At 33.4% G+C, this 19,161-nt stretch carries 9 protein-coding genes and 3 pseudogenes; 10 read left to right on the top strand and 2 right to left on the bottom strand.

Annotated features, from left to right (window positions below; genetic code table 11):
* Positions 1-29: 29 nt before the first annotated feature.
* From JBKA6_RS03950 to JBKA6_RS03960, 3 genes are all read left to right on the top strand, one after another.
* Positions 30-1,328 (top strand): IS1380 family transposase, encoded by a 1,299-nt coding sequence (locus JBKA6_RS03950; RefSeq protein ID WP_096686059.1) that lies wholly within the window; start codon positions 30-32, stop codon positions 1,326-1,328.
* Between the two features lie 218 nt (positions 1,329-1,546).
* Positions 1,547-2,026 carry a hypothetical protein gene (locus JBKA6_RS03955; RefSeq protein ID WP_096686067.1) on the top strand — a complete coding sequence of 160 codons (480 nt, stop codon included), beginning with the start codon at positions 1,547-1,549 and terminating at the stop codon, positions 2,024-2,026.
* Positions 1,995-5,441: a tail fiber domain-containing protein gene (locus JBKA6_RS03960; protein ID WP_157776936.1), complete on the top strand. Its 3,447-nt coding sequence runs from the start codon at positions 1,995-1,997 to the stop codon at positions 5,439-5,441. The genes JBKA6_RS03955 and JBKA6_RS03960 overlap by 32 nt, the downstream gene beginning before the upstream one ends.
* Before the next feature lie 193 nt (positions 5,442-5,634).
* Here the strand turns inward: JBKA6_RS03960 and JBKA6_RS08100 are convergent.
* A pseudogene (locus tag JBKA6_RS08100) lies at positions 5,635-6,373 on the bottom strand (transposase); the annotation flags it as partial.
* Positions 6,374-6,589: 216 nt separating this feature from the next.
* On the opposite strand from JBKA6_RS08100, the gene JBKA6_RS03970 reads away from it, so the two are divergent.
* The gene (locus JBKA6_RS03970) at positions 6,590-10,846 is read left to right on the top strand and encodes a hypothetical protein (RefSeq protein WP_096686071.1); all 4,257 of its coding nucleotides are present in this window, start codon (positions 6,590-6,592) and stop codon (positions 10,844-10,846) included.
* 328 nt (positions 10,847-11,174) lie between these two features.
* Here the strand turns inward: JBKA6_RS03970 and JBKA6_RS03975 are convergent, their stop codons facing one another.
* Complete coding sequence (locus tag JBKA6_RS03975; protein ID WP_096686073.1) at positions 11,175-13,478, bottom strand: TonB-dependent receptor; 2,304 nt, start codon at positions 13,476-13,478, stop codon at positions 11,175-11,177.
* 119 nt (positions 13,479-13,597) lie between these two features.
* On the opposite strand from JBKA6_RS03975, the pseudogene JBKA6_RS07525 reads away from it, so the two are divergent.
* From JBKA6_RS07525 to fusA, 6 genes and pseudogenes are all read left to right on the top strand, one after another.
* Positions 13,598-13,810, top strand: a pseudogene (locus tag JBKA6_RS07525) (IS1595-like element ISIse1 family transposase); the annotation flags it as partial.
* Positions 13,811-13,916: 106 nt separating this feature from the next.
* A pseudogene (locus JBKA6_RS08165) lies at positions 13,917-14,802 on the top strand (IS982 family transposase).
* An 80-nt stretch (positions 14,803-14,882) separates the two neighbouring features.
* Positions 14,883-15,824 (top strand): glycosyltransferase, encoded by a 942-nt coding sequence (locus JBKA6_RS03985; protein WP_096686075.1) that lies wholly within the window; start codon positions 14,883-14,885, stop codon positions 15,822-15,824.
* A gap of 288 nt (positions 15,825-16,112) precedes the next feature.
* Entirely contained in the window at positions 16,113-16,490 is a 378-nt protein-coding gene (gene rpsL / locus JBKA6_RS03990) for a 30S ribosomal protein S12 (protein ID WP_096686077.1), read from the top strand.
* A gap of 31 nt (positions 16,491-16,521) precedes the next feature.
* Positions 16,522-16,998 (top strand): 30S ribosomal protein S7, encoded by a 477-nt coding sequence (gene rpsG / locus JBKA6_RS03995; RefSeq protein ID WP_096686079.1) that lies wholly within the window; start codon positions 16,522-16,524, stop codon positions 16,996-16,998.
* A gap of 14 nt (positions 16,999-17,012) precedes the next feature.
* On the top strand, positions 17,013-19,139 hold the full coding sequence (gene fusA, locus JBKA6_RS04000) for an elongation factor G (protein ID WP_096686081.1): 2,127 nt from the start codon (positions 17,013-17,015) through the stop codon (positions 19,137-19,139).
* Positions 19,140-19,161: the final 22 nt, after the last annotated feature.

The following is a 19,161-nucleotide window of genomic DNA, read 5'->3' on the forward strand; positions in this document are numbered from 1 at the left end:
AAAGAAACATACTTTAATATAGCCCAAAAATGAGGAATAAAAACACATTATTTTATAGAGGGAAAACTTCTGTTGAGTTAACTTTTTCATCATCAGAAATTAGCTCTGATGGATCTTTAATCATGCTTGAAAAACTAGAAAGAGATCATAGATTGATTCATTATTACAGTAAACTTTTGCCTGATACTCGAGACTCTAGATTTATTACTTATACCAGAAAGCAACAGTTAAAACAAAGGGTTTATATGATCATGTTAGGCTATGAAGACGCCAATGATGTTAATCATTTACATAACGATCCTTTATTCAAAGATGTTCTTCAAGGTGATTTGGCTTCTCAACCTACTATATCAAGATTTGAGAATAGCTTTGACAAACAAGCTGTTTTTAAGTTTTGTGATGCGTGGTTATACAAATATGTTTCAAGTTTATCTGATCGTAAGAGAATAGTTATTGACGTAGATTCAACTGATGATCCAACTCATGGCAGTCAACAATTGTCAATGTTTAACGGTTATTATAGTCAATTCATGTACAATGAACTATTTTTTCATGATGGAAAAACAGGACAGATTATCCTTCCTGTACTCCGCCCAGGAAATAGTCATTCTAATAAATGGTATGTGAGTATTTTAAAGCGAATAATTATCAAAATACGTGAGAGTCACCCAGAGATGGAAATAATTATTAGAAGTGATAGCGGCTTTAGTTGCGCTCCTTTTTACCAATTAGTAGATGATTTTGATTTACTATATGTGACAGGCATAGCGAGCAATGAAGTTTTAAAAAGAAAGGTATCTTGGTCAAAAAATGCTGTAAAAAAAATGTATTTAGATCAGGGAGAGAAGCACCAACATTTTATGAGTTTTACGTACAAAGCCAAGAGTTGGCACAAGCCTCAACAGTGCTATTCTAAAGTTGAGAGTACAGGATTAGGGATGAACATAAGGCATTTTTCTAGTAATCTTCCCCAAAAGGATGCTAGAGAAATTTACTTTGACTTTTATGTGAAAAGAGGTGATTCAAGTGAAAATAGAATAAAAGAAGTTAAAAATATGTGTTTTTCTGATCGTTTGTCAAATCATAGTTTTCTTGCTAATTTTTTTCGACTTATGATGAGTAGTCTTGCCTATGAAATGTTTTTATTACTGAAACAGAAGATAAAGAAAACAAGATTTGAAGTAGCAAAAAAATGGTTAATCAGTTCGATTAGAACCTATCTTCTCAAGGTAGGAGCAACGATTAAAATTACCAAAAGGCGAATCTATTATCAGCTATCTAAATCTTTTGTTTACAAGGGTTTATTTCGGGAAATTATTACCCAGTAACGGTTGTTTATTTGTGAAATGAACAACCTTGGGATAGTTACGCCTTGTCGTTAAAAAACCATGTAAAAACACTAAAAAAGAGCATTGTCATCCTAAAAAAAGGTGCAAAAAAACGACAAAGAAGATGAGTTCTCTTCGATTAGTAAAAAAGTTAAGGAAAAAATATCACGTCTAATCTATTTTAGTATGACTATGAATAATGCGGGTTAAATGAAGGATTGGGAAGAAAGATTGATGTGAGTAAAATAATAGATAATTTAAATAGCACTGATGCTACAGAGGTATTATCAGCAGCACAAGGAAAAATTCTTAAGGATCAAATAGACAATAAGTTAGATTCCAGTTTAAGGGTGGATGTGTTAGATGTGTTGACATCTACTGATGCGAGTAAAGCCTTATCAGCGAATCAGGGTAGAATATTAAATGAAGGATTGGGAAGAAAGATTGATGTGAGTAAAATAATAGATAATTTAAATAGCACTGATGCTACAGAGGTATTGTCAGCGGCACAAGGCAAAGTTCTTAAGGTAGAAATAGATACTAAATTAAATACATCTGATATAGTAGATGATTTAGTTACTGATATTCCTACTAAGGCTTTATCAGCAGCACAAGGAAAGGCTCTTAAGGATCAAATAGACAATAAGTTAGATTCCACGTTTAAGGGTGGATGTGTTAGATGTGTTGACATCTACTGATGCGAGTAAAGCCTTGTCAGCGAATCAGGGTAGAATATTAAATGAAGGATTGGGAAGAAAGATTGATTCGAGTAAAATAATAGATAATTTAAATAGCACTAATGCTACAGAGGTATTATCAGCGGCACAAGGCAAAGTTCTTAAGGATCAAATAGACAATAAGTTAGATTCCAGTTTAAGGGTGGATGTGTTAGATGTGTTGACATCTACTGATGCGAGTAAAGCCTTATCAGCGAATCAGGGTAGAATATTAAATGAAGGATTGGGAAGAAAGATTGATACGAGTAAAATAATAGATAATTTAAATAGCACTGATGCTACAGAGGTATTATCAGCAGCACAAGGGAAAATTCTTAAGGATCAAATAGACAATAAGTTAGATTCCAGTTTAAGGGTGGATGTGTTAGATGTGTTGACATCTACTGATGCGAGTAAAGCCTTATCAGCGAATCAGGGTAGAATATTAAATGAAGGATTGGGAAGAAAGATTGATACGAGTAAAATAATAGATAATTTAAATAGCACTGATGCTACAGAAGTATTATCAGCAGCACAAGGAAAAATTCTTAAGGATCAAATAGACAATAAGTTAGATTCCAGTTTAAGGGTGGATGTGTTAGATGTGTTGACATCTACTGATGCGAGTAAAGCCTTATCAGCGAATCAGGGTAGAATATTAAATGAAGGATTGGGAAGAAAGATTGATGTGAGTAAAATAATAAATAATTTAAATAGCACTGATGCTACAGAGGTATTATCAGCAGCACAAGGCAAAGCCCTTAAGGATCAAATAGACAATTTAGGTTCTGGTTCCAGGGTGGATGTGTTAGATGAATTAACATCTACTGATGCGAGTAAAGCCTTATCAGCGAATCAGGGTAGAATATTAAATGAAGGATTGGGAAGAAAGATAGATGCGAGTAAAATAATAGATAATTTAAATAGCACTGATGCTACAGAAGTATTATCAGCAGCACAAGGAAAAATTCTTAAGGATCAAATAGACAATAAGTTAGATTCCAGTTTAAGGGTGGATGTGTTAGATGTGTTGACATCTACTGATGCGAGTAAAGCCTTATCAGCGAATCAGGGTAGAATATTAAATGAAGGATTGGGAAGAAAGATTGATTCGAGTAAAATAATAGATAATTTAAATAGCACTAATGCTACAGAGGTATTGTCAGCGGCTCAGGGGAGGGCATTAAACGAAAAGATAAATGAAAACAAGACTCTTATAAAAAAGGGGACTAATAATCTGATAACTAAATGGTCAGGAAATGGCAGTAATGGAACTAGTGCAGGCACTGGTAAAGAAAATATTTTTTTAGGTATAAGGTCTGCTAATGCCATAACCACTGGTTATCAGAATACGGCTTTTGGCTTTGAAAGTTTGAAAGAGAATACTACAGGTTATAGGAATACTTCTATTGGCACATATTCTCTCGCTTATAACACTACAGGTACTAGGAATACTTCTATTGGATACGCTTCTTTATATCGATCAGCATCTGGAATAAAAAATGTAGGAATGGGCTCACATGCTTTACTTAAGATGACTACAGGGGATAATAACACAGCTATAGGGACAAATGCTTTATATGGTGTAACTACAGGGAGTAAAAATACAGCTATAGGATGTGACGCTGGTTATTATATTGCTAACGGATCAACACGTCTCACTGAATCAGATAATTCTATTTTTATAGGAGATAATGTTAAAGCGCTAGCAAATAACAGCGAAAATGAGATAGTTATAGGTAATGAGGCTACAGGAAAAGGAAATAATACGGTAGTCATAGGTAAGGAAGGTAGTATTACATCTACTCATTTAGGAGGTTTATTGCACAGTGGAGGTTTTAACAAAAGAAGTAAAATGATAGGGGTTACTTATAACGTTAGTGATGTAGTTCTTTACGATGGGGTTTTTTATAAGAGAACTGGATCTTCTGTCACTATCCCCATCACTGGCCCCACCTCTAACCCATCTTCTGATCCTAATTGGGAAGATATTAGTTCTGATAACCTGCTAAAAGTAGGGACTAATAATCTGATAACTAAATGGTCAGGAAATGGCAGTAATGGAACTAGTGCAGGTACTGGTATGGAAAATAGTTTTTTAGTTATAAACTCTGGTAATGTCGTAACCACTGGCTATCGGAATACGGCTTTTGGCTTTAAAAGTTTGGAAGATAATATGACAGGTTATATGAATACTTCTATTGGCGCATATTCTCTTGCTAATAACACCACAGATATTCAGAATACTTCAATTGGATACGGTTCTTTATACAAATTATCAAATGGAGAAAAAAATGTAGGAGTAGGTTCACATTCTTTATATAAGATAACTACAGGGAATAAAAATATAGCTATAGGGACAAATGCTTTATATAATGTGACTACAGGTGATAGTAATATAGCTATAGGAAATGAAGCTGGTCGTTTTATTACTAGCAGATCATTTCTCACTTTATCAAATAATTCTATTTTCATAGGAGATAATGCTAAAGCGAAAGCAAATAACAGTCTTAATGAGATAGTCATAGGGACTAATCTGATAGGAAGTGGGGATAATACTGTAACCATCGGTGGTTTGGGTAATATTTATGTTTACTTAAAAGGACATGTTCATGCAAAAGGAAATTTTTATGCAAATAATGTACTAATAGTTTCTGATAAACGTATCAAGAGCATAATAGGCATTTCAGATAAAGAATCAGACCTTAAAAAACTTTTAGATATAGAAATCACGGATTACACTATGAGAGATACTAATAAAATGAGGAATCAGCATTTTAAAAAAGTAATAGCTCAGCAGATAGAAGGTATAGTTCCAAATATTGTAGGAAAGAACAGTGGTGTGATTCCTAGCGTCTATGAATTTTCTAAATCGGTAGAAACTATTGATAATATGACATCAATTACTACAAATAAATCTCACGGTTTTTCTAAGGGAGACATGGTAAGATTAATTTTGGATGATAAGCGAGAGATTTTAGTTAAAGTAAAAGGGATAAAAAGTGCTAATGCTTTTGTTGTAGATTTAGGATATGAGGTATCTCCAAATAAAGTATTTGTATATGGTAAGGAGGTAGACGATTTGCGATCAGTAGACTATGATGGCCTTACCACTTTGAATATCTCAGCTACTCAAGCTATTTACTATCGTATGTTAGAACTAGAAAAAGAAAGTAGCATTCTTAAAAGTGAGAATAGTATTATTAAAAGTGAGAATAGCATTATTAAAAATGAGAATAGCATTATTAAAAATGAGAATAGCATTATTAAACAAGAGGTTAAGATCCTTAAGGAAGGACTTTCTAATTCTAGAAAAGAGATTAAGAAATTAATTAATATCTTAAATAAAGCTAAGATTCTAGATGTTAAAGATCTTAAAAATTTAACAGAAAAATAATACCTCAAATATGTTAACAGACACTATCCCTTAAAGTGTGTAAATAAAAAATGACATATTTTTTTTGTTTTTATTCACAGCCGAATTCTTTCGTCAAAAATGCTTAAAAATTGATTCAGGATTGTTTCCCATTTGGTATGGACACTATCCCTTAAAGTGTGTAAATAAAAAATGACATATTTTTTGTTTTTATTCATAGTCGAACTCTTTCGTCAAAAATAGTTAAAAATTGATTCAAGATTATTCCCCAATTTGGTATGGGTTTGGACCATTTTTTTGTAGCCTCCCTCAAAGCCAAAAAAGTAGATTTCATAACATGCATCATCTGTTGGGAATGACAATTTGTTTTTGGTATACTTTCTGATTTTTCCATTGAGGTTTTCAATCAAGTTTTTCAATCAAGTTGATGGTGTAATATAAATTTCCTAATTTTTACGGGGAATTTATGAAGAGTAGATAATTCCTCCTGCTTATCTCGCCAGCTTTTAACAGCATTAGGAATACTTAGATTCCCATGTCTTTGCAAAATCATTTAGGGCTGGCTTCAGCTGATTGTTTAGTAGATGAATTGTATATTGATTTCATGTCATTAGAAAACATCTTATTTGATGGACTACACATATTTGTGTTGTTGATTCAGGAAATACATTTTTTGTAGTATCATTTGTCACTCTATCTGTGATGCGTGATATGTAGAAATATAAAAATCGTATAACTCTTGTATTTGATCCTCTATGTCTGAATTACTCATCCCCTTGAAATAAAGGCTGATAATCACATTTTCTACTCCATCTGCCATATTCTTGCTTTTAGGGATTAACATAGGATTAGAAGAAGAATCTCTATCTCTAAGGAACTTTAATCTTGCTCTCTCCTAATCATGTTCTAACATTCTTTGTAGAATAGCCATTGCGGAAATTTGTATTCATACTATTTGATTATCAGTCAGTTAACAAGATAAACTAACAGGTAAAAAACTACACTTTTAAACAAAAAAAAGCTGCCTCGGTTTTGAGATAGCTTCCTTCTTTTAATAAAATTCAGGATAATGAAAAGGTTATATGCTAATTAACTAGGTTTTGTAAACTATTTTTATTACCTTTAAGTACCCATATAAATAATTTCTCTATTTATAAAATATGATCGTCATGAAGAGTATTATTTTTTTCTTATCCATAATTGCCAGTATCTCCTTATTCTCTCAAACTTTCCCTGATAAATTAAGTTATCAGACTTTGATAACAGATAATGAAGAAAATATATTGGCTAATACTTCGGTTACTATACAAATATCGCTAGTTATTAGAGATGCTTTAGGTGATATGAGGGCAGTATATAACGAAACGCATAGAGTTAAAACTAACGGCGTAGGGGTTGCTTCTTTAATTATAGGCAATGGGGTTAAGCCTCTCTCTTTTAGGGATGTTAATTTAATAGATTTAAATTGGGATATTCCTCACAAGATAAAAATAAAGGTAGATTTAGATAATGATGGAGAATACGATATATACAAAGAGAGTAAGTTGCTTAGTGTTCCGTATGCTATACATTCGTATAGTGCTCATGAAGTTGATGTTGTAGATAATCTAAGTTCTCATAATAGTGAGGTTCCTCTATCAGCGAATCAGGGCAGAATATTGTCTGAAAGGTTACAAACTAAGATCCACAAGAATCAGATAATAAATAATTTAACTACTAATGATGCCACTAAGGCCTTATCAGCAGCACAAGGTAAAGTTCTTAAGGATCAAATAGACAATTTAGATTCTGGTTCTGGTTCTGGGGTGGATGTGTTAGATGTGTTGACATCTACTGATGCGAGTAAAGCCTTATCAGCGAATCAGGGTAGAATATTAAATGAAGGATTGGGAAGAAAGATTGATTCGAGTAAAATAATAGATAATTTAAATAGCACTAATGCTACAGAGGTATTGTCAGCAGCACAAGGCAAAGCTCTTAAGGATCAAATAGACAACAAGTTAGATTCCAGTTTAAGGGTGTATGTGTTAGATGAATTAACGTCTACTGATGCGAGTAAAGCCTTATCAGCGAATCAGGGTAGAATATTAAATGAAGGATTGGGAAGAAAGATTGATTCGAGTAAAATAATAGATAATTTAAATAGCACTGATGCTACAGAAGTATTATCAGCAGCACAAGGCAAAGCTCTCAAGATAGAAATAGATACTAAATTAAATATATCTGATATAGTAAATAATTTAACCACTAATGATGCCGCTAAGGCCTTATCAGCAGCACAAGGCAAAGCTCTTAAGGATCAAATAGACAATAAGTTAGATTCTACAGAGGTATTATCAGCAGCACAAGGAAAGGCTCTTAAGGATCAAATAGATAATAAGTTAGATTCCAGTTTAAGGGTGGATGTGTTAGATGTGTTGACATCTACTGATGCGAGTAAAGCCTTATCAGCGAATCAGGGTAGAATATTAAATGAAGGATTGGGAAGAAAGATTGATGCGAGTAAAATAATAGATAATTTAAATAGCACTAATGCTACAGAGGTCTTATCAGCGGCTCAGGGGAAGGAATTAAATGAAAAGATAAATGAAAACAAGACTCTTATAAAAAAGGGGACTAATAATCTGATAACTAAATGGTCAGGAAATGGCAGTAATGGAACTAGTGCTGGCACTGGTAAAGAAAACATTTTTTTAGGTATAAGGTCTGCTAATACCATAACCACTGGCTATCGGAATACGGTTTTTGGTTTTGAAAGTTTGAGAGAGAATACTACAGGTTATGGGAATACTTCTATTGGCGCATATTCTCTCACTGATAACGATACAGCTTATAAGAATACTTCTGTTGGCGCATATTCTCTCACTGATAACACTATAGGTTCTAGGAATACTTCTGTTGGATACTCTTCTTTATACCGATCAGTAAATGGAGCAAAAAATGTAGGAATAGGCTCACATGCTTTATTTAGTATGGGTATAGGGAATAATAATACAGCTATAGGGACAAATGCTTTACGTAATGTGACTACAAGTAATAGTAGTATAGCTATAGGAAGTGACGCTGGTTATTATATTGCTGACGGATCAACAGTCTTCACTGAATCAACTAATTCTATTTTCATAGGAGATAATGTTAAAGCGAAAGCAGATAACAGCATTAATGAGATAGTTATAGGTAATGACGCTATAGGAAAAGGAAATAATACGGTAGTCATAGGTAAGGAAGGTAGTATTAGATCTACTCATTTAGGAGGTTTATTGCACAGTGGAGGTTTTAACAAAAGAAGTAAAATGAAACGAAATACTTATAGAGTTGGCGATATAGTTATTTACGATGGAATTTTTTATAAGAGAGCTAGAGGTTCTATCACTATCCCTGACACTGGCCCTAACCCTATCCCGCCTTCTGATCCTGATTGGAAAGATATTAGTTCTGATGAACTGCCAAAAGTAGGGGCTAATAATATCATAACTAAATGGTCAGGAAATGGCAGTAATGGAACTAGTGCTGGCACTGGTAAGGAAAATAGTTTTTTAGGTATAAACTCTGGTAATGCCATAACCACTGGTTATCAGAATACGGCTTTTGGCTTTGAAAGTTTGAAAGAGAATACTACAGGTTATAGGAATACTTCTATTGGCACATATTCTCTCGCTTATAACACTACAGGTACTAGGAATACTTCTATTGGATACGCTTCTTTATATCGATCAGTATCTGGAATAAAAAATGTAGGAATGGGCTCACATGCTTTACTTAAGATGACTACAGGGGATAATAACACAGCTATAGGGACAAATGCTTTATATGGTGTAACTACAGGGAGTAAAAATACAGCTATAGGATGTGACGCTGGTTATTATATTGCTAACGGATCAACACGTCTCACTGAATCAGATAATTCTATTTTTATAGGAGATAATGTTAAAGCGCTAGCAAATAACAGCGAAAATGAGATAGTTATAGGTAATGAGGCTACAGGAAAAGGGAATAATACAGTAGTAATAGGTAAGGAAGGTAGTATTACATCTACTCATTTAGGAGGCATATTGCACAATGCAGGTTTTAACAAAAGAAGTAAAATGAGTGGGTTTACTTATAATGTAGGCGATGTAGTTTTTTACGATTGGGTTTTTTATAAGAGAACTGGATCTTCTATCACTATCCCTGTCACAGGCCCTAACCCTACCCCGCCTTTTGATCCTAATTGGGAAGATATTGGTTTTGATAACCTGCGAAAAGTAGGGACTAATAATCTCATAACTAAATGGTCAGGAAATGGCAGTAATGGAACTAGTGGAGGTACAGGTACTGGTGTAGAAAATAGTTTTTTAGGTATAAACTCTGGTAATGTCATAACCACTGGCTATCAGAATACGGCTTTTGGCTTTAAAAGTTTGGAATATAATACTACAGGTTATATGAATACTTCAATTGGATACGCTTCTTTAAATAAGATAACTACAGGGAGTAAAAATACAGCTATAGGGACAGATGCTTTACGGTATATAGCTACAGGTAGTAGTAATATAGCTATAGGAAGTGACGCTGGTTGTTCTGTTACTGACAGATCAAGACTTCTACAGACGTCAAATAATTCTATTTTCATAGGACATAATGCTAAAGCGCTAGCAGAGGGTAGCTCTAATGAGATAGTTATAGGTAATAACGCTGAAGGAAAAGGAAATAATACTGTAGTCATAGGTAATGCTAACACTACTGATACTTTCTTACTAGGAGATGCTCAATTAGAAAATGTTTATGCAAATGGGGTAAAACTCTCTTCTGATAAACGTATCAAGAGCATAATAGGTATTTCAGATAAAGAATCAGACCTTGAAAAACTTTTAGATATAGAAATCACGGATTACAGTATGAGAGATACTAATAAACTGGGTAATCAGTATTTTAAAAAAGTAATAGCTCAGCAAATAGAAGGTATAGTTCCAAATATTGTAGAAAAGAATAGTGGTGTTATTCCTAGCGTCTATGAATTTTCTAAATCGGTAGAAACTATTGATAATATGACATCAATTACTACAAAGAAATCTCACGGTTTTTCTAAGGGAGATATGGTAAGATTAATTTTGGATGATAACAAAGAGAGTTTAGTTAAAGTAAAAGAGGTAAAAAGTGCTAATGCTTTTGTGGTAGAATTAGGATATGAGGTATCTCCAAATAAAGTATTTGTATATGGTAAGGAGGTAGAAGATTTACGATCAGTAGATTACGATGGTCTTACTACTTTGAATATTTCAGCTACTCAAGCTATTTACGATCGTATGTTAGAACTAGAAAAAGAGAATTATATTCTTAAGGAAAAGCTTTCTGGTACTGAAAAGAAATTAGATACTTTAATCAAAGTATTAAGTAAATCAAATGTCCTTGATAGGGGAGATATCAAAGTTTTGATAAAAGAATGACACTATCCCTTAAAGTGTGTAAGTAAAAAATTACGTATTTTTTTTGTTTTTATTCATAGTCAAACTCTGTGTTTGTTAAAATTTCTAGTTTAGTAGAATGCTCATTTGAGGTTGAGAATTGAGAAAATGAACTACGTAAAGTTTCAAAATCACAAGGCTTTTATATCAGTTAATACTCATTGAAAAAAAGCATAGAATTCATAAGCCCTCTTGAGATATTTGATATTGATGCCATTTATATTGTTATATCTTTTAAACAAAAAAAAGCTGCCTCGGTTTTGAGACAGCTTCCTTTGAGATTATCAACATTTAAAAAGATTTCTGTTTTCTAATGAGTGCCAATTTTAATTCCTACGAATATTGTTCTAGGTTTAGAAGGGCCATAGGTATACGAAGCATCTTTATCTGGGCCTTTATCAGAGTCTTGTTGAAAACTGTCTAAAATGTTTGAGATACCTCCACTAAATTCTATGTCTAATATCTCTTTATAATGTATGTTGTAAGAAGATCTTAGGTTTATTACCCAGAAATCTGGGGTTTTTTCTAATTTATCTTTTTCTATAAATCCACTCACATGAGGGACATACATGCTTCCTAAATAATTTCCAGTAATATTATTTTGAAAATCTTTGGTAGGAGCATAAGTAATACCAAAGTTTCCGTATAGATTAGGAGATCTGAAAAACTTATTATCATTTTCTGTAATATCTAAATCGTCGCTCCATTTTACAGGTTCTGAACGTAATCCCTCTTGCAAGGTTCCGCCCAATTGTATTTGCCATTCTATATTAGGAGCGTATTTCAACTCTAGGTTTAATCCTTTTATATGTGAAGTGCCTCCATTTTTCTTTTGAAAAATTCTACTTTCTTCATCTCCAACATCTTCCAAAACAAAAGAATTGTATAATTGTGTGTAAAATCCCTCTAACAACACATAAAACTCATCTACTCCATAATTATTCCCCCAATCTATAGATGCCAAATAGCTGGCAGATTTTTCAGGTTTTAAATTTGGAGCTAATTCAACTCTAGTTAGCTCTCCTCCAGCTAGAGTTTGGTGTATGTCTTCTGTAAACATTTTAGGAGATAAAAACCCTGTAGAATAAGAAAGTCTTAGTCTAGAATCTTCGTGTATAGAATACATAATGTTTAATCTCGGGCTCAAGATTATTTTTTCTCCTGCGAAGTTATCTATATCACCTCTCAATCCGAGTAATATTTTTAAATCGTCTTTTTCCCATTCTTGTTGTATATATGTACCGTAGTTTTTTAAGGTTTGAAGTATTTGAGCATTGAAGTTTTTCTTTTGGTCTTCAACCATTTCGTGTTTAAATTCAACCCCACTGGTAATATTTCCTTTTCCAAACAGCAAATTCGGAATTCTATGAGAATATTTGGTTCCTACTAAAAATATCTCATTCATAGTTTTACCAAAACCTAATACTTTGCCTTTTTGTTTTACAAGATCCTCACCTCCACCGTAATAATTTCTATTCTTAGAAGAAGAAAAAGAAGCGTAGCTATTTGAATGCATTATTCCATTCTCATCCATAATGTCGAATGACACATTACCAGAATAAACATCAGATATAATTTGTTCTGCTGCATCGGCTTCAAATGGCTCTAAGTGAAGGTTATTACCTCCTCGTCTAAATTCACCAAGGGTGCTGAACTCCACTGCTAATTTGGAATTTTCTACTGGTTTTAGAAATGATTTAAATCCAAATGACTTATTTTCCAAGGTAGGGAATTCTGAGAACCCGTCACCGTTGTAGTCCATAGAGTTTTTCTTCTTGAATGAACCAAAATATGAGAACCCTGCATTATTGCTATCACCTACTACAGATCCATTCATCATAGTTGTAGATTCTGGGGCTTCTAAATTTATAAGAGATAGTTTTTGATTAATCTGAAAAGAGTTTACTTCAGGGTCTTTGGTGATGATATTTATAGTTCCTGCAATGGCATTTGCTCCATATAGAGAAGATCCTCCACCTCTTACAATTTCTATTTCTTTTATCAGATTCATAGGCATTTGATCTAGTCCGTATATACTATTTAAGGTACTGAATACTGGCTTGCTATCTATTAATATTTGAGAGTAAGCTCCTTCAAGACCATTTATTCTAACTTGAGAAAAACCACAGTTCTGACAATTACTCTCCGTCATTAATCCTGGTTGATAATTTAGTCCTTCTACAAGAGATACGGAGTTTGTAGTCTCCAACATACGAGCAGTGGTTACAGAAACTACAATAGGGGCTTCTTTTCTATCTAGGTAATTCCTAGTAGCAGTAACTACCACTTTGTCTAGTTCTAGTAAATCTACTTTTAGTGTGAAATTTAGTACTATATCTTTATTGTCTTTTACCTCTATTATTTGTTTTATAGTTTTATACCCTGGCATTCTCAACACTAATTTGTGAGTTCCCAATGGAATGTCTAATTCATAATTACCATGTTGGTCAGATTCTGAACCTATAGACATATCCTCTAAAGAAATATAAGCGAATTCAACGGGTTTATTTTCTGAGTCTTTTATATTGCCTATTATCTTGGCAGTATTTTTAGCGAATAAAAAATTACAGCTAATCACTATTAGTAATAGGGAATTGGTTATTAGTTTAATCATTATTGGTTATTATTAAAAATTATAAATAGCACTACACAAGTAGTGACCATGAGTTGCAAACTTAATAAGTTTATTTTTATTTAGATTAAAAAAAAATAAGTTTCAAGGTAACTTAAGGTAAATTGACTAATGTAAGTCGTTATACTATCAACAAATTTTTTGACAAATTACATTTGTTTTTTTTTGCTCAAAAATGCGAAGAATAAAGTCTCTTTAATCAATGGGAAATAGAATTAAATGAGAGTTATTTTGTCTCTAAACGAGTTAGGGGAAAAAGAGGATGGGGATCAGAAGGAAAGGTTTTTGTATTAAACTGCTCATCATTAGTAATAACCTGAGTTCGATTAATAATTAGGTGTAAAATAGTCAATAACTATAATAGATTTAGAGTAATTTAATGCTCTAAAATTCAATGTTTTAATTCTAAAAAAAACGGGTGTGATAACTTGCTCCAAAATAACAGAAATATTTTGTTTGGTTGATGAATTCTGTAAAAAATATTCTCAAGTTATTGATAAAGCCCTTTTGGGCAATAAATCAAAACCCTCATGCGGGATGAGCTCTAGTCAAATCATAATGATTATTTTTCAACACAGTAGCATGGGAAATCTCAAACATTTTTATTTGAACTATTTATAAAAACACATGATTAAAGAATATCCTAAAACCAGATCATACAATAGATTTGTGTAATTGATGCAGCAAAATTTATTGTCTCTTGCCTTGTTTTGACCTGTTGTTTAGGAGAATGTACTGGACCTTTGTAGATTTCATGCCCATTAGCGTTTGTAAAAACAAAAGAATAAGAAGAAATAAGGTATTTAAAGGCATTGCTAATGTAGGAAAATCAACGATGGGCTGGTTTTATGGATTTAAACTTCATATCGTCACGAATAATCGAGGAGAAATACTAAATTTCTGTATCACAAGGGCAAATGAAGATGATAGAGTGCCATTAAAAAATGAGCGTTTTTTTGACTAAAGTATTCGGAAAACTCTTTGGAGATAAGGGATATATAAGTGAAGATTTAAGAAATAATCTCTTTGAAAGAGGTGTAGAATTGATTGCTTCAGTTAAAAATAACATGAAAAATACCCTCATGCCAATGATTGATAAACTATTATTCAGAAAAAGATCTATCGTAGAAACCATCAATGATCAGCTTAAAAACATTTGTCAGATAGAGTATTCTAGACATAGAAGTTCTGCTAATCTTCTGACCAATGTCGTTTCTGGATTTATTTACTTACAGTTTTTCGTCTAAAAAAACCTTCTATCAACTATCAAGATGTCGGTAATGCCCGTCTTAATTCAGTTTATTAATCGAACTAAGGTTTATAGGAAAATTCGAGAATTTATGGTTTTATATTTTAGTTTTGCTCTTTTTTTCAACATAAGAGAATATGAATCTAGCTCCTATAGTTCTTTTTGTTTACAATCGTTTAGATTGTCTTAAAAAGACCATTGACCATTTACAAAAGAATGAATTAGCCTATGATAGTGAGTTGTTTATTTATTCAGATGGTCCCAAGGATAGTATTTCTATTCAAAAGGTAAAAGATGTTAGATCTTATATAAGTTGTATAACAGGATTTAAAAAAGTCACTGTTATAGAAAGAGGTAAAAACATGGGGGCAAGGGATTCTGTTATCGGTGGAGTAACAGAGGTTATAAATAAATTTGGCAGAGTTATAGTTGTAGAAGATGATTTAATTACTTCCAGATATTTTTTAAGATATATGAATGAGGCATTAACTACTTACCAAAGTAATGATGAGGTAGGTTCTATATGTGGATATGTTTATCCAATATCTGGATTATCTGATTATTTTTTTATTAGAAGTTTTAGTCCATGGGGCTGGGCTACTTGGAAGAGGTCTTGGGATTTATTTGAAAGAGATAGTCAACTACTTCTTTTGAGATTTATAGGTGAAAAATATAGTGATGAAATTTCAAGTTATTATAAACGTCTTTTAAAGATGGAAATAAGAGGGGTAGTTAGTTGTTGGGATATAAAATGGCATTTTAGCCTTTTTTGTAATGATAAGTTGATATTGTATCCAGGAAAAACTTATGTGAATAACATTGGCTTTGGAAAGGATGCCACTCATACTAATTCTTTTATAGATGTTCCTAGTATGTATAACAGTAAGTTACAAGATGAGTATTCGTTTTACGAGATAGAGGTAAGGATGGATTCTAAAGCGGAGAAAAAGCATAAATTCTATATTGATAATTATAAATACATAGGTCTATTTCACAAAATTAAAATGATATTAAGTGGCACTTTTGTAAGGATTAAGTCACTTATAAAAGTTTTTTTTGTTCGCTTTATGAAAGTCTAGGCTTTTTGGTTAATGTAATTAGTGGCATATCCAGTATTAATGTTTTTATTTTTAAGTGATATTTTTTTTTGGAAAAACTAGTTTTTCCACCCTTGTAGATACATTTGAGTGGAATATTACTAATATTAATTTTCACATTTAAAAACTTTTATAGTTATAACAAAAAAAACTACCTTTGCTGTCCTCCTGGAGCGTTGTTTAGGGGCTATGATTTTCCCTTTTGGTTTTATCTAGCCTTTTTTATGTGTCCTAGTGTATTTGAACTTAAATTTTAAAATGTGGTAAAATATGCCAACTATACAACAGTTAGTTCGTAAGGGAAGAAGTTCCTCTGTTAAAAAAAGTAAGTCTGTGGCTTTACATTCTTGTCCTCAGAGGAGGGGGGTTTGTACTAGGGTTTACACTACTACTCCTAAAAAACCTAATTCAGCTATGAGAAAGGTGGCTAGGGTTAGGCTTACTAATGGTAATGAGGTAAATGCTTATATACCAGGTGAAGGTCATAATTTGCAAGAGCATTCAATAGTTTTAGTTAGAGGTGGCAGGGTTAAGGATTTGCCAGGTGTAAGGTATCATATTGTTCGTGGAGCTTTAGATACTATGGGTGTTGAAGGTAGGTCGCAGAGAAGGTCTAAATACGGAGCTAAGAGGCCTAAGGGCAAATAGTATTATATAAATTTTATTTTGAACTACTGAAATGAGAAAAGGAAGAGTTAAGCGTAGGGAGCTGTTTCCAGATCCCAAATACGGAGATGAATTAGTTACTAAGTTTGTGAACAATTTGATGTATTCAGGTAAGAAGAGTTTGGCTTATCGTATATTTTACGATGCGTTGAGCATTGTGGAGGAAAAAACTACAGATGATGAAAAGACATCTCTAGAGATATGGAAATCTGCTTTGGATAACGTAACTCCTTACGTGGAGGTTAAGAGCAAGAGAGTTGGTGGTGCTGTTTATCAGGTTCCTGTTCAGATAAGTTCAGGCAGGAGGATTTCTATGGCTATTAAGTGGATGATTTCTTTTTCTAGAAAGAGAAATGAAAAGTCTATGAGCGACAAGTTAGCGTCTGAGATTTTAGCTGCTTACAAACAAGAGGGTTCTTCTTTCAAGAAGAAGACTGATGTTCATAAGATGGCAGAGTCCAATAAGGCATTTTCACATTTTAGATTTTAATATACAGTACGGATATGTCAAAGAGGGATTTGTTGTATACAAGGAATATAGGTATTATGGCTCATGTGGATGCTGGGAAGACCACTACCACAGAGCGAATTCTGTATTATACAGGTATAAGTCATAAAATAGGGGAGGTTCACGATGGAGCTGCTACTATGGATTGGATGGCTCAAGAACAAGAGAGAGGTATTACTATCACCTCTGCAGCTACCACCGTACATTGGGAGTATCCTACCGATAATGGTAAAAAAACAGCTGAGACTAAAAATTACAAGATAAATATTATAGACACTCCAGGTCACGTAGATTTTACTGTGGAAGTGGAGCGTTCTTTGAGGGTTTTAGATGGAGCTATTGCTCTTTTTTGTGCTTCTTCAGGTGTAGAGCCTCAGTCTGAGACTGTTTGGAGGCAGGCCGATAAATACGGGGTTCCTCGTATTGCTTTTGTAAATAAAATGGATCGTACTGGTGCTGATTTTTTAAAAGTGGTATCTGAGATAAAGGAAAGACTTGGAGGGGTTCCAATTCCGCTTCAGTTGCCTATTGGTTCGGAAACAGAATTCAAAGGAGTTGTAGACTTGGTAAATAATCGAGCTATAGTTTGGAATGAAGAAGATTTAGGTAAAACGTATAAGGTTATAGATATCCCTGAAGATATGAAAGAGGATGTTTATACTTGGAGATCTAAACTTGTAGAGTCGGTTGCGGAGTCTGATGAAGCTTTGATGGAAAAGTTTTTCGAGGATCCAGATTCTATAACAGAACAAGAGATGTTATCTGCCATAAGGAAGTCTACTTTAAGTATGTCTATTACTCCTGTCATGTGTGGTTCTTCTTTTAAGAATAAAGGTGTTCAAACTCTTTTAGATGCTGTAATGGCGTTTTTGCCTTCTCCTATGGATGTGGATTCCATAGAAGGTATTAATCCTAATAATGAACAAAAAGAGATTAGAAAATCTAATGACTCTGAGCCTTTTTCGGCATTGGCCTTTAAGATTGCTACAGATCCTTTTGTGGGGCGTCTGTGTTTTTTTAGGGTTTATTCGGGCTCATTAAATTCTGGTTCGTATATTTTAAATACTAGAACTGGTAAAAAGGAGCGTATATCTAGGATTTTCCAAATGCATTCTAATAAGCAAAATGCTTTGGATGTTATATCTGCTGGTGATATTGGTGCAGGTGTAGGGTTTAAGGATATACGTACTGGTGATACTCTTTGTGCTGAGAATTCTCCTATAGTTTTAGAGTCGATGTCTTTCCCAGAGCCAGTAATAGGGATAGCTGTGGAGGCTAAGACTCAGGCAGATGTAGAGAAGATGGCTATAGCTTTGGGTAAATTGGCTGAAGAGGATCCTACTTTCCAAGTTAAGACCGATGAGGCATCTGGTCAGACTATAATTTCGGGTATGGGAGAATTGCATTTAGATGTATTGGTAGACCGTTTGAAAAGAGAATTTAAGGTCGAAATAAATCAAGGGGCTCCTAGGGTAGAGTATAAAGAAGCAATTAAGGGTCAGGTAGAGCACAGAGAAGTATATAAAAAGCAGACTGGAGGTAGAGGTAAGTTCGCAGATATAGTTTTCGAGATGTCTCCTTTAGATGAGGGAGAGAAAGGCTTACAATTTGTAAATGCTATAAAGGGAGGTAATATTCCTAAAGAGTACATCCCATCTGTAGAGAAAGGTTTCAAAGAATCTATGAAAAACGGTCCTTTGGCTGGATATGAGTTAGAAGGTATGAAGATTACACTTAAGGATGGTTCTTTCCACCCTGTGGATTCTGATCAGTTATCTTTTGAACTAGCTGCTAAGTTAGGATATAGGTCAGCTGCTAAAAATGCTAAGCCAGTTATATTAGAGCCTATTATGAATTTGGAAGTTGTCACTCCTGAGGAAAATATGGGTGATGTAGTGGGAGATTTGAATAAGAGAAGAGGGTCTATAAAAGGAATGGATAGCAAGGGTAATTCTCAAATTATTAGGGCTTATGTTCCTCTGTCTGAAATGTTTGGATATGTAACGGTTTTGAGAACTATTTCCTCTGGGAGAGCAGCTTCTTCTATGGAGTTCTCACATTATGAAGAAACGCCTAAAAATATATCTGACGATATAATATCAGGGGCAAAAGGTGAGGGATAATAATTTTTAATGAATAAAAAAA

The organism is Ichthyobacterium seriolicida (assembly GCF_002369955.1).
GTDB lineage: Bacteria > Bacteroidota > Bacteroidia > Flavobacteriales > Ichthyobacteriaceae > Ichthyobacterium > Ichthyobacterium seriolicida.